Here is a 12,000-nt window from a genome sequence, read left to right as displayed (position 1 = left end):
GACGATATTGGCTGGATGAAATCTTTCATGCGTTTGCCCTGCCCCATGGCCCAGGTGGGAATGGCAAATGCCTGTTCCATGGCCTGGGCGATGGAGTTGGCCTGTACGCTGTTAAACGCCAACCCGAACGCGATAATTAAGCAGATCGAAAACAGTACCGCCAGCCAGCGAAGCCCCAGGCCACGTTCAATATAGCGAGCCGGACCACCACGGAAGGTGTTATCACCGTGATCAACTTTATAGGCCTGGGCTAGAGTGGACTCCACAAAACTGGTCGCCATACCCACCATGGCGGTCAGCCACATCCAAAAGATCGCGCCGGGACCACCAAAATAAATCGCTACCGCCACACCAGCTAGGTTACCGGTACCAACCCGTGCCGCCAGACTGGTAGAAAGTGCCTGAAAAGAAGAGATACCGCCGTTAGATTGACGCGAACTGCGCAGCAGTTTGAACATGTGTCCAAAGTAACGTACTTGGATACCGCGGGTCATAATGGTGAAGTAGAGGCCAGCACCGATCAGCAGGTAGATCAGCACACTGCCCCATAGCAGCCCGTTGCCGCGATCAACCATCGCCGTCAACAGAGGAGGAAGAGTAAAATCCATAGGTAATGCGCCTTTTGTATAACAGTGGAGGCGCCTCATTCTTCACGGCTGCACCAAAATGGCAAGAAAAATGGAAAAATTCCTATCAGACAGCCATTACCACTAACTAAATTGGTCTCATTAGCCACGCTTAAACACCGAATATGATTTCATCCAGTTACGCCTCTAACGTATGCTGTCGCTTTTTTAGTACCAGCGACGGGGAAATAGATGTCACGCACGTTACTAAAAGGCATTGGGCTAGTTGTTGTAGTGGTCATGCTGGGTATCATGTGGCGTTGGCTTCAGCAGCAAGGCTTACTCACCGAAACCCACCTGACCGAGCTAGCGTCCACCATCAGTCAATGGAAGCAAGCTCCCTGGATGTTTGTCGCCGTGATAGCCGTTTATACCGGCTCGCTACTGATCATGTTTCCGTTAAGCCTGCTAGTCGTATTGACCGGCCTACTGTTTGGGCCGCTGTGGGGGCTGGCTTATGCCACGCTGGGTACGCTTAGTTCTTCGGTCGCCTCTTATTGGGTCGGCTATTGGATGGGGCGCGACGCACTAATGCGCTATGGCGGACGCCATTTGCGTGGGCTTTCCGGCTACTTATCCAAGCGCGGCATTCGCACCATGGCTGTGATCAATCTGTTGCCCTTAGCCCCTTTCACGCTCACCAATATGCTAGCCGGTGCGTTTCATGTTGATTTTCGCGATTACATGATCGGATCGACCTTGGGAATTGTGCCAGGGCTCGCGGCGGTAATACTGCTAGGAAGCCAATTGGGCGCCCTATTTACCGCGGCGTCTCATCAAGAATTGGTATGGGCAGTAATAGGCCTTGGCGCTGGCGTGGGACTGCTGTGGTTGCTAAAGCGTATAGCGACCTCACGATCTAGCAAAAATAACAACGACCCGGCCTGAAACAGCGGCTATTTCGCGTAATACTTGGCCAGTACCTCGGCATAGAAGTGCGCGACCGCTCCTGCAAACTTAGCAATATCATAGTCGCTAGCAAATCTTTTTGCCTGCTTGCCCAGGGTGTCTCTCAACGCGTTATCCTCGGCTAACGCCATTACTCGCTGCCCCCACTTTTGCCGATTTTGCGGCGTTTTATAGCCATTAAAGCCATCACGCACTACGTCATCAATACCGCTAGAGCGTACCGCCACAACTGGCAGGCCAGCGGCCATGGCTTCTAAAATCACCATGCCTTGAGTTTCAGAAGTAGACGCAAACACAAAGATGTCGCCTAAGTGGTAATAGCGCGCCATCTTCTCCGGCGGCACAGCGCCCACCAAAGTTACCTGCTCCTGCAGCGCTAATGCTTCTATATGCTGTTGAATGGTTTGTCGATCAGGGCCATCACCAATTAACAATAAGCGCAACGACTGCCTGCCCAGTTTTTTCAATTCCGCCAATGCCTCCAGCATAAAACCAATATTTTTTTCTTGGCTAATTCTCGAGACACTCACCAACACCGTGTCGGCTGGATCGATGGAAAGCTGATGGCGCAGCTCTTCCAGCGCATCACGATCCGTGTCGGCGAATCGCGCCGTATCAATGCCCGTAGGCTGTATTAGCGTCGGTGTTTTCACCCCAATCATGCGTAGATACTCTTCTGCCGAGTAGGTGGGCACGATGACGCCTTGGCAGCGGTTAGAGAAGTGTTTGATCAACGAATGCGAAATCAAATTACGAAACAGAGCTCCAGGCAGCGGCACAAAATGGGCGTAATGTTCTAACCGTGTGTGATAGGTATAAACAACCGGCACACGTAGCCGCCGCCCCATCCATAGCCCCATCGACCCCAGCCAAAAAGGATGATGGACATGGATAATATCCGGCTTAAAGCGCTGCAGGCAGTGGCGAAAACGTGCACTAAACGGATTGGTCAAACGGAACTCACGCTTTTCACCAAAGGCCATCACAGTGGGTACACGCAAGATCGTCTCATCGTCTTGCCACGCCTCTCGATAACGCGGCACCAACAACTGCACCTGATGTTTTAACTCGCTTAGTCCTTGACGAAGTCGCTCAACGGAAACCGACACGCCGGAGACGAACGGGAAGTAGTTATTCGATATCATCGCCACCCGCAGGGGCTTCTCCAGATACGGTGTTGGGTCGATATCAAAATCTGGGTAATAGTGGCGCTCTTCAAAAATCAGTCGGTACAAGCGCATCGCCAGCAGTGACAACACCCCGACAATGAGCAGGAAGCGAGGGTAGCTGACGTAAAAAAACGCATAAATCGTTGAGGCAACGCTGCTGAGCATACGCCACCAGCCTGGACTATCCACATTCAGCCGAACGGGTGTTATAGCTACGTTTTCGCCATTGACCTCGACCACTACATAGTGATGAAAACTGTCATTAGCATCCATTAAAATGCCGCCAGCTCCCCCCGTGGTGACGTAATCCACACCATTCAGCGATTGGTGTGAATAAAGCGACAGGTTGGCCGAAAACACACTGTCCACCGCGTACTGCTCTGACAAGCGCATAATGCCTTCACTCAGCCGTGGATCATTGAGGTAATTATCGGCTTCAAATAAGGGCGCATCGCTAATCACGTTATGCAGTGGCAAGCCAATGAACAAAAACCGATGCTGCGCTTCAGAGGCAGCCAGCTCGCGCTCTAACCAATCTAGCTGCCATGAGGTAGACGACTTACCCGTACCATCCAAAAAGATAAAATGGCTGTTACCGGCAACGAAGGAATAAAAATGCGGGCCAAAGTATTCATAGAAAAGATAACTGCCAAAATCGCTGTCTTCATGGGCGCCATAAGTCAGCACATACGGCACGCTTAACTGCTCTAAACTTTGGGAAATCGCCTTATAGCTCTCCTGCTGCCCCCCACTCACCGCATTCCCCGCTGACACCATAAAATCAATATCGCTTTGGTTCAGCATGGGAATGATTTCATCCTGAAACACATTCACTGAATTATTGATATTACCTACTACCGCAAAACGGTAGGAGTTTCGTTCTGCGAGTTGCTCACGGATATCCGCCACTTCCCTAGTGTGCAATGCCTCAAATTCAGGCTTAGCGACATAGAGCCATATTTGGTGAGTAATCAGCCCTGCCACCAGCGCGAGGTTGAGCACAAACAGCAGTCTTAGCCAGCGCTGGCGAGTCAAGCGAAAAGAGCGTCGAAGCATGTAGAGGCGCTTATTGAAAAGAAGTCGTTAGAAAAGAAAAAAATCGGATGTTTAATTCGCTTCACGGCCGTTTATCGTTGCTAACAGACGACGCGAACCACCCTGCTCACGGTGTTCCCCCATCCATATTCCTTGCCAGGTGCCCAGCGCCAAACGGCCATCACGTATGGCGAGCGTTAGCTGAGTACCCAGTAAGCTGGAGGCTACATGAGCGGGCATATCGTCTGGGCCTTCAAGGGTATGGCGAAAATAGTTTAGGCCTTCAGGTACTAAGCGGCGAATAAAGGCATCCAGGTCGTGACGGACGTCAGGATCAGAGTTTTCATTTAATGTAAGCGAGGCAGAAGTATGCATTAACTGCAGGTGCAGTAGCCCTTGACTACACTCGGCCAAGCGCGGCAATGCCCTGGCGATCTCATCCGTAATTAGATGAAAGCCCCTGGGCATTTCCGGTAAGTGAATCTCTTGTTGATGCCACATAACCACTCCTTTGTTGTAGATATTGTAAGGGCTTATTCAGTACAGAAATACCAAAACCTATTTCCATTTCCTTCCGGTTCAAGAGCCACCTAAGGAAACCGTTCATGGCGCTTATTTCACCATACTGATAGATTTAACACTTATTATTCCATGCAGTCATTAGGAGCGTGCAATGCTCACTGCCGAACGAATACCAGGCAAGAAAGTGGGGGAAATCATTGGGCTTATGGCCCTCAGCAGCCTTGTACTAACCGGCTGTACCGGCATTCCTGACGGCACCGAGCCTGTCACAGACTTTGAACTTAACCGCTATTTAGGTCAGTGGTATGAAATCGCCCGCTTGGATCACTCCTTTGAGCGAAACTTAGACTGCGTAACGGCTAGCTACAGCTTACGTGACGATGGCGGTGTCCGTGTGATCAATCGTGGCTACAACCTCACAGAGCAAACATGGAATGAAGCTGAAGGCCGCGCCTACTTTATTGACGATGAAAACATCGGGCGGTTAAAAGTCAGCTTTTTTGGCCCTTTTTATGGCGGCTATAACGTTTTAGAACTGGATGAAGACTATCAGTGGGCGCTGGTATCAGGCCCGAACCGCGATTACCTATGGATTCTCTCGCGTACGCCAGTGATGGAAAGCGCGGTGGAAGAGCGGCTACGCCAGCGCGCCGCCGAGCTTAATTTCCCCACTAGTGAATTGATTGACGTTGTCCAAGATAATAGCTGTCCCGAACGCTAACTACAGAAGGAGCCACTATGGCCCACCGCATTGCTGTCATCGCTGGCGACGGTATTGGCACCGAAGTCATGCCCGAAGGCATTCGCGCCCTGGAAGCTGCCGCACAGCGCTTCAACATTGACCTTGCATTCACCACGTTTGAATTTGGTAGCTGTGACTACTACCTAGCGCACGGCAAAATGCTGCCCGACGACTGGTTCGAGCAGCTCAAGGGCTTTGATGCGCTGTTTTACGGCGCCGTCGGCTGGCCCGACAAAGTGCCCGACCATATTTCACTCTGGGGTTCGTTGCTACAGTTTCGTCGCCAGTTTGACCAGTACATTAACTTACGCCCCTGCAAACTGATGCCGGGCATCAAAAGTCCATTAGCAGGCCGCGAGCCAGGCGATATCGACTTTTATGTCGTGCGTGAAAACACCGAAGGCGAGTATTCAAGTGTCGGCGGCAAAATGTTCGAAGGCACCGAGCGTGAAATTGTTCTTCAAGAGACGGTGATGAGCCGCGTCGGCGTCGACCGAGTTCTGAAGTATGCGTTTGATCTTGCCCAAACCCGTCCGCGTAAAAAGCTCACCTCGGCCACCAAGTCCAACGGCATCTCAATCACCATGCCCTATTGGGACGAGCGGGTAGCCGAAATGGCCAAGCAGTATCCCGACATTGCGGTGGATAAATTTCATATTGATATCCTAACCGCTAACTTTGTACTGCACCCAGACTGGTTTGATGTGGTGGTCGGCAGTAACCTATTTGGCGATATTCTTTCAGACCTTGGCCCCGCCTGCACTGGTACTATCGGCATTGCGCCCTCTGCTAATATCAACCCGGAAGGCACGTTCCCCAGCCTGTTTGAACCGGTTCACGGCAGCGCGCCAGACATCGCTGGCAAGGGTATTGCTAACCCTATTGGCCAAATCTGGTCTGGTGCCATGATGCTAGAACACTTGGGTTATCAAGAAGCCGCCGATACGATGGTGAAAGCCATTGAAGACGTGTTGAGCGAAGGCGATAGCCAAGTACTTACCGGAGATATTGGCGGGCTAGGCAATACGCTAAGTCTAGGTCAAGCGATTGCTGAACGTATTCGCGACTAAGGCTAACTAAACAATGCCTCACTGTAAAAACAGTGAGGCATTGCCTTTCAAGCGTGCTGGCAAACGGGCGTTAGCTCGCCAGCTTCGCAGTAATTTCGGCGACATGCTTACCTTGGAAATGGGCAATTTTTAGCTCGCGATCATCCGGCTGGCGTGAACCGTCGCCGCCAGCAAGCGTGGATGCGCCATAGGGTGTTCCACCGCTCACTTTGGAAATATCAAACTGCTCTTCAATACCATAGCCAATCGGCACAATTACCATGCCGTGATGGGCTAACGTTGTCCAAGTGGAGGTAATGGTCATTTCATCACCGCCGCCGGTCCCGGTAGAGGTGAACACACTCGCCACCTTGCCACGCAGCGCGCCCTTGGCCCACAACCCACCAGTTTGGTCTAAGAAGGTACGCATCTGACCAGCCATATTGCCGAAACGCGTTGGCGTGCCAAAAATGATCGCGTCGTAATCAGCAAGCTCCTGTGGCGTCGCTTCTGGCGTCGTGAAGTCCTGCTTACCACCCGCATTTTTGAACGCTTCTGCTGGCATAGTCTCAGGCACACGTTTAACGGTCACTTCAACACCATCAACGCTTCTCGCACCCTCTGCCACAGAGGCCGCTAGCGTATCGATGTGGCCATACATGGAATAATAAAGAACTAGTACCTTCGTCATTACCCACTCCTTGTCGTGTTTTCTGGTAGTGCTATGTCTTGCCCGTCTTGGGCTTATGAAAAGGTCTTATGAAAATCTATTAATACAATAGCTCAGCGTAGCGTAGAAAAAAGCGAATGTTTTCGATGCCCTCCTTCGATTTTATCGATTAGAACCTTTTCATATACATCAGTGGGTATGGATACTTTTCACGCTGAATTTTCATGTTCGCACCTGCGTTTTTCATGCTATCGACGTCCCCCCTTGTGGTTAAGCTTCAGCGTGTTAAAGGTACAACATTACAAAAAGCTGACGCTCCCTGCTCAAGGAAAACTTCATGCTTGGCCAATGGCTTGATTGGACTCTCGATGACAAACACTCTTCTCCGCGGTCAGGCCGCTTTGGCAGCGGTACCTACCAATTACATGCACCGGGGATTTTAGAGATAACCCCGGCGACCGTTCGTCCAGCGGCTCATGCTTGCGTGTTCTCTGCAGCGATACACGGTAACGAAACGGCCCCCGTAGAGCTGTTGGGCAGCTGGCTAGCTGCGATAGAAGCTGGCACGGTCACTCTTGGTGCTCCCGTGTTAGTGATCTTGGGCAATCTGCCTGCCTTAAAAGCCCAGCAGAGGTTTATCAGGACGAACCTCAACCGCTTATTTCAGCGCGAACTCGCCGAAACAGGCGATGAGCCTGATCGGGCTCGCGAGTTAATGTCAGCGGTAGACAGTTTTTATAATCGTCATCAGGCGCTGCCTAAACTGCACTACGATTTACACACGGCCATTCGCGGTAGCCTCTATACTCGCTTCGTTGTAGAGCCGTTCGCAGACACCGTGATCCACCCAGAGCAGTGGGAATGGCTCGCAGCGGCGGATATGCAAGCAGTGCTACACCAACACCAGCACAGTTGGACGTTTTCTCACTATAGTAAGCACTACCATGCTGCCCAAGCCTTCACTTTCGAATTAGGCCGCGTTGCGCCCTTTGGAGAAAACGATATGGCGGCATTAGCACCGATGTTAACGCTTATTAGCGCGCTTAGCGCTGGGGAACAGCCGCCTAAAAAGCCCGCTGAAACAATGAAGTTTTTCCAAGTTCAGCATGAGCTAATGCGCCAGGCTGAAAACTTTTGTCTCTGTTTCGATGAAGATGTCCCCAATTTCAGCCGCTTTGAGCCGGGCACTTGTCTCGCCAAAGATAGCGTCGCAGGTGATTTTATTGTTGGGGACACGCCTTTACATGTGGTATTTCCCAACGCAAAGGTTGAGATTGGCGCACGAGCCGCGCTGCTAGTTGCCCCTTCTCACGCCAGCTAGCGACCCAAGCACCACATTAAGAAAATTTGAACAAATGCTTTAACAACAATAACGTAGAGGCTTTTCAAGGCTTATCAATGTGTATTAAACAAACGTTTTTCTTATTAATCGCATAAGGAAAGCACGCAATACGCACAAGGCCTGATAGAATCGCCCCTTTTTTCGCGCTAGCCGCCTATCAAGCACATGTCTTAAACCTGTTGCTGTAGCGGCAACCCTGTACTGGAGCCACTGTTATGGCTGATACGCCTACCCCTCTTGAAGTGCGCAATATAAAAAAGCGCTTTGGCGATACAGAAGTTCTCAAAGGCCTCTCTCTCGAAGCTCAAAAGGGTGATGTCATCACTCTGATAGGTGCCTCGGGGTCTGGCAAAAGTACCTTCTTGCGCTGTATGAACCTCTTGGAACAACCTGACGAGGGTGAACTGTTCGTTCATGGCGAGCAGATTCGCTTTAAAACGACCAAACATGGCCGCGAACCTGCCGATTGGAAACAAGTCGTGCAAATGCGTGCCAAGCTGTCGATGGTTTTCCAGAGTTTCAACCTATGGGCCCACATGACATTGCTTGAGAACATTATCGAAGCACCTATTCATGTCCTGGGAAAACCCAAAAAAGAAGCTATCGAACACGCACGAGCACTGCTTGAGCGCGTTGGGCTAAGCGCACGCGCTGATGCCTACCCGGCGCAAATGTCGGGCGGACAGCAACAGCGCGGAGCAATTGCCCGAGCGCTCGCGATGGATCCCGAAGTAATGCTGTTCGATGAGCCAACGTCGGCGCTTGACCCAGAACTGGTCGGCGACGTTTTGAAAGTAATGCACGGCTTAGCCGATGAAGGGCGCACCATGGTGGTGGTCACTCACGAGATGAGTTTTGCCCGCGATGTATCCAGCAAAGTGATTTACCTGCACCAAGGCTTGGTAGAAGAAGCTGGCGCGCCAGCTGATGTACTGGGCAATCCGCAATCACCGCGCTTAAAGCAATTTCTGGCCCCCAAATACTGATCAGCGAGGCACACCATGCTTGATTTGCAAGGTTATGGCCCCCGCCTGATCGAAGGGGCGGGCATTACCATTCAATTAGCGGTTCTTTCGCTTATTCTGGCCATTTTACTTGGCTTGTTAACAGCGACTGCCAAAATGTCACGCAGTTGGCTCCTGCACCGCATTGCAACGGTATACACCACCGTTATTCGCGGCGTGCCCGATCTGGTACTGATGATGCTGCTGTTCTTTGGCGGTCAAATCGGTGTCAATGCCATTAGCGACATGCTGTACGACAGCTATGGAATTGATATTTATATTAATTTTAATGCATTCGCGGCGGGTGTTCTGACAATCGGCTTCATTTTTGGCGCTTACATGGGTGAAACCTTCCGCGGCGCTTTCATGGCGGTTGATAACGGCCAGATTGAAGCAGGAAAAGCGTACGGTATGAGCAGCGCTTTGGTATTTCGGCGTATTCGCTTTCCGCAAATGATGCGCCACGCACTCCCTGGCTTATCTAACAACTGGATGGTACTGCTTAAAACAACGGCACTGGTATCAGTGATCGGTTTGACAGATATGGTTCGCGTCGCTGCGGAGGCTTCCCGAGCCACCCATGAACCCTTTACTTTCTTACTTCCCGTCGCAGCGGCTTACTTGCTGATTGCCAGCGTATCAGAGTGGATCTTCGTGCGGCTACAAAAACGTTACGACATTGGCTTTGGGGGGCAATGAGATGCTGGATATTTCTGCGTGGTTCAACGACCTGCTAGCTGGCAACGTAATTTTCACCCCAGATACGTTAGGCTACTACTGGGAAGGGCTAGTCACGACAACCCAACTGGTATTCCTGTCTTTGGTAGCGGGCTTAATACTGGCAGTGCCACTTGCCGTTATGCGCAGCTCAAAGCATAAGTGGATTAGTTTACCCATCTATTTTTACACCTATGTCTTTCGTGGCACGCCACTGCTGATTCAGCTATATATCATTTACTATGGCGTGGTATTTGTTGACGGTATCCAAGAAACATTTTTGTGGCCAATCCTGCGGGAAGCTTTCTACCCCGCGCTGATTGCCTTCACGCTTAATACGGCGGCCTATACTACTGAGATTTTCCGAGGGGCTATCAAAGCGACATCCAAAGGGGAAATTGAAGCTGCCAGGGCTTACGGCATGTCACAAAACCTGATGATGCGGCGTATTATTCTGCCCAGCGCTTTCCGACGTGCCCTGCCCGCCTATGGCAACGAAGTTATCTTTATGCTGCATGCCAGCGCCATTGCCAGCGTCGTCACGCTAATGGATCTGACAGGGGCTGCACGCTTCGTTTATGCCCGCTTCTACGCACCGTTTGATGCTTTCTTATTTGTAGCAGTGATCTATCTTTGCCTCACATTTGCCATTTTGTACTTCTTCCGCTTCCTGGAGAAAAAGCTGTTGGCCCACTTAAGGCCGCAAAATAACTAGCATCACGAGAACCGTATCAAGAGCACTTAACAACAAAAGCATCGAGTGATAAAAACAGCCTCGTTTGTTGCACCGTCAAACAAACGTTGGTTCATAGCAACGCTCCCTCTTTTCGTTCGCCCCAACCTAGGGTACGTTAAAGGGGATCACCTCTAGTGAACCTGCTTTCTACGGAGTATAAGAATGAAGAAATTACTAACAGTATCTGTGCTTGGTTTAGCCATTGCCGCGGCCTCTTCTGCCCAGGCGCGGGATTACGACCATGTACGTATTGGCGTCGACGTTCCCTATGAACCAATGGAATACCGCACAGCCGATGGTGAACTGACTGGTTTTGATATCGACCTGGGCAACGCCCTATGTGATCAGATGGGTGTGACCTGTGAGTGGGTCGAGCAAGAGTGGGATGGCATTGTTCCTGGCCTTTTATCACGCAACTACGATGCCATTATGTCGTCGATGACCATCAATGAAGAGCGGCGCCAGACACTGCTCTTCTCCGACCCCTATATCACCATGCCCGGCGCTTGGTTCGCTCCAGCAGACAGCGACCTAGAAGAGGCTACAGTGGAAACCCTTGAGGGTTTATCCATTGGCGTACAGCGCGGCACCACCTATGACAACTTCGCCACCGATACCCTCGGCGACACCGCGACTATCAACCGCTACTCCACCGCCGATGATATGGTGCTGGATATGGACGCCGAGCGTCTGGACGCTGTCTTCCTGGAGTTTTCAGTAGGCAAATCTACCCTGCTTGAAAACGAAGATAGCGACTACAAAGTAGTCGGCGAGATGGTTACCGAACCCAAGGAAGTTTTCGGTGAAGGTTTTGGTATCGCCTTCCGCCAGCGTGACGAAGCACTCGCTGAGAAATTCAACGAAGCCCTTGCTGAATTGAAAGAAAACGGCACTTACGACGAAATTTTCGCTCGCTACTTTGGCGAAGAGTAAGCGCTAATAGCCTGTGTATGCCTCCCCATCTCGGGGAGGCTTATACCGCGAGAAGCTATCATGCACACTTAGCTTCTTTTCTTCTTTCAGCGCCATTCTGGTTGCAATTGCCAGCTCTAGGCGCACTTCCCCTCCCAGGTACTAGCGGCGATATCACCTGCTTTTAGCTGAACGAATGGTTCGACGAATAGCCTTCCCCTCTTTGCCCCCAGTGCCACCTAACGCCTCTAGCGTGATTGTGTAATGCACAATTTTGAACACAAAAGCTGACATTTAATTGCTGCAAAGCGACTCGTTCCGCAACTGCCGAGGCCAACTTTTGTACCCGCTCTCACGTGACCAGTTCGACCCTGCCCTGCGCCCGCGCTACGGCTTCGGCATGGGCGAGCGCTCGGCTGGCAATATCGGGGCGACCCGCCTTTTGAGCCAGCCCAGCGCGCAGTCGGTGAAGCTCGGCCAAGTACCAGCGTTCGCCGCTCGCCCGGACGATCGCGAAAGCCTGACGCAAGGCATGCATTCCAGCGACTGGATCACCCATATTTCCCG

Annotated in this window: 13 protein-coding genes; 8 read left to right on the top strand and 5 right to left on the bottom strand. The window is 51.4% G+C overall.

The genetic code is table 11. From position 1 onward, the window contains the following. On the bottom strand, window positions 1–608 hold a 608-nt coding region (locus INT21_RS05470; RefSeq protein WP_193084933.1), incomplete at its 3' end, for an alanine/glycine:cation symporter family protein. Between the two features lie 210 nt (window positions 609–818). On the opposite strand from INT21_RS05470, the gene INT21_RS05465 reads away from it, so the two are divergent. After that, entirely contained in the window at window positions 819–1,514 is a 696-nt protein-coding gene (locus INT21_RS05465; RefSeq protein WP_125750223.1) for a TVP38/TMEM64 family protein, read from the top strand. 8 nt (window positions 1,515–1,522) lie between these two features. On the opposite strand, the gene INT21_RS05460 is transcribed toward INT21_RS05465, so the two are convergent. Both INT21_RS05460 and INT21_RS05455 read right to left on the bottom strand, forming a co-directional pair. Further along, window positions 1,523–3,760, bottom strand: a complete 2,238-nt coding sequence (locus INT21_RS05460) for a glycosyltransferase (protein ID WP_193060404.1) — start codon at window positions 3,758–3,760, stop codon at window positions 1,523–1,525. A gap of 51 nt (window positions 3,761–3,811) precedes the next feature. Then, on the bottom strand, window positions 3,812–4,240 hold the full coding sequence (locus INT21_RS05455) for a secondary thiamine-phosphate synthase enzyme YjbQ (RefSeq protein ID WP_125750229.1): 429 nt from the start codon (window positions 4,238–4,240) through the stop codon (window positions 3,812–3,814). A gap of 226 nt (window positions 4,241–4,466) precedes the next feature. Here INT21_RS05455 and INT21_RS05450 point away from each other — a divergent pair, with 226 nt between their 5' ends. After that, window positions 4,467–4,982, top strand: coding sequence for a lipocalin family protein (locus INT21_RS05450; protein WP_146942160.1), 516 nt, complete (start codon window positions 4,467–4,469; stop codon window positions 4,980–4,982). Window positions 4,983–4,999: 17 nt separating this feature from the next. After that, window positions 5,000–6,073, top strand: coding sequence for a tartrate dehydrogenase (locus INT21_RS05445; RefSeq protein ID WP_193060403.1), 1,074 nt, complete (start codon window positions 5,000–5,002; stop codon window positions 6,071–6,073). Between the two features lie 70 nt (window positions 6,074–6,143). Here the strand turns inward: INT21_RS05445 and wrbA are convergent, their stop codons facing one another. Next, window positions 6,144–6,743 (bottom strand): NAD(P)H:quinone oxidoreductase, encoded by a 600-nt coding sequence (gene wrbA, locus INT21_RS05440; RefSeq protein WP_193060402.1) that lies wholly within the window; start codon window positions 6,741–6,743, stop codon window positions 6,144–6,146. A 316-nt stretch (window positions 6,744–7,059) separates the two neighbouring features. On the opposite strand from wrbA, the gene INT21_RS05435 reads away from it, so the two are divergent. The 5 genes from INT21_RS05435 to INT21_RS05415 all read left to right on the top strand — a co-directional run bounded on the left by INT21_RS05435 (window position 7,060) and on the right by INT21_RS05415 (window position 11,454). After that, the gene (locus INT21_RS05435) at window positions 7,060–8,043 is read left to right on the top strand and encodes a succinylglutamate desuccinylase (RefSeq protein ID WP_125750238.1); all 984 of its coding nucleotides are present in this window, start codon (window positions 7,060–7,062) and stop codon (window positions 8,041–8,043) included. A 236-nt stretch (window positions 8,044–8,279) separates the two neighbouring features. Continuing rightward, window positions 8,280–9,050 carry an ABC transporter ATP-binding protein gene (locus tag INT21_RS05430; RefSeq protein ID WP_125750241.1) on the top strand — a complete coding sequence of 257 codons (771 nt, stop codon included), beginning with the start codon at window positions 8,280–8,282 and terminating at the stop codon, window positions 9,048–9,050. A gap of 15 nt (window positions 9,051–9,065) precedes the next feature. Further along, window positions 9,066–9,767: an ABC transporter permease gene (locus INT21_RS05425; protein ID WP_125750245.1), complete on the top strand. Its 702-nt coding sequence runs from the start codon at window positions 9,066–9,068 to the stop codon at window positions 9,765–9,767. Between the two features lies 1 nt (window position 9,768). Further along, window positions 9,769–10,500: an ABC transporter permease gene (locus INT21_RS05420; RefSeq protein ID WP_089039401.1), complete on the top strand. Its 732-nt coding sequence runs from the start codon at window positions 9,769–9,771 to the stop codon at window positions 10,498–10,500. 183 nt (window positions 10,501–10,683) lie between these two features. Then, entirely contained in the window at window positions 10,684–11,454 is a 771-nt protein-coding gene (locus tag INT21_RS05415) for a transporter substrate-binding domain-containing protein (protein ID WP_089039402.1), read from the top strand. A gap of 331 nt (window positions 11,455–11,785) precedes the next feature. Here the strand turns inward: INT21_RS05415 and INT21_RS05410 are convergent. Then, window positions 11,786–12,000, bottom strand: a 215-nt coding sequence (locus INT21_RS05410; protein WP_226930588.1) for a hypothetical protein, incomplete at its 5' end; no start/stop codon positions are given.

Source organism: Halomonas sp. 3F2F, assembly GCF_014897805.1.
GTDB lineage: Bacteria > Pseudomonadota > Gammaproteobacteria > Pseudomonadales > Halomonadaceae > Vreelandella.
Note: the sequence above shows the minus strand (reverse complement) of the source record. Positions and strands in the feature narration are given on the sequence as shown.

Bases quoted from the DNA above. Each gene is read 5' to 3' on its own strand.
- INT21_RS05450 (WP_146942160.1), top strand. From the start codon at position 4,467: ATGGCCCTCAGCAGCCTTGTACTAACCGGCTGTACCGGCATTCCTGAC.
- INT21_RS05445 (WP_193060403.1), top strand. From the start codon at position 5,000: ATGGCCCACCGCATTGCTGTCATCGCTGGCGACGGTATTGGCACCGAA.
- wrbA (WP_193060402.1), bottom strand. From the start codon at position 6,743: ATGACGAAGGTACTAGTTCTTTATTATTCCATGTATGGCCACATCGAT.
- INT21_RS05415 (WP_089039402.1), top strand. From the start codon at position 10,684: ATGAAGAAATTACTAACAGTATCTGTGCTTGGTTTAGCCATTGCCGCG.
- INT21_RS05430 (WP_125750241.1), top strand. From the start codon at position 8,280: ATGGCTGATACGCCTACCCCTCTTGAAGTGCGCAATATAAAAAAGCGC.
- INT21_RS05420 (WP_089039401.1), top strand. From the start codon at position 9,769: ATGCTGGATATTTCTGCGTGGTTCAACGACCTGCTAGCTGGCAACGTA.
- INT21_RS05425 (WP_125750245.1), top strand. From the start codon at position 9,066: ATGCTTGATTTGCAAGGTTATGGCCCCCGCCTGATCGAAGGGGCGGGC.
- INT21_RS05455 (WP_125750229.1), bottom strand. From the start codon at position 4,240: ATGTGGCATCAACAAGAGATTCACTTACCGGAAATGCCCAGGGGCTTT.
- INT21_RS05435 (WP_125750238.1), top strand. From the start codon at position 7,060: ATGCTTGGCCAATGGCTTGATTGGACTCTCGATGACAAACACTCTTCT.
- INT21_RS05460 (WP_193060404.1), bottom strand. From the start codon at position 3,760: ATGCTTCGACGCTCTTTTCGCTTGACTCGCCAGCGCTGGCTAAGACTG.
- INT21_RS05465 (WP_125750223.1), top strand. From the start codon at position 819: ATGTCACGCACGTTACTAAAAGGCATTGGGCTAGTTGTTGTAGTGGTC.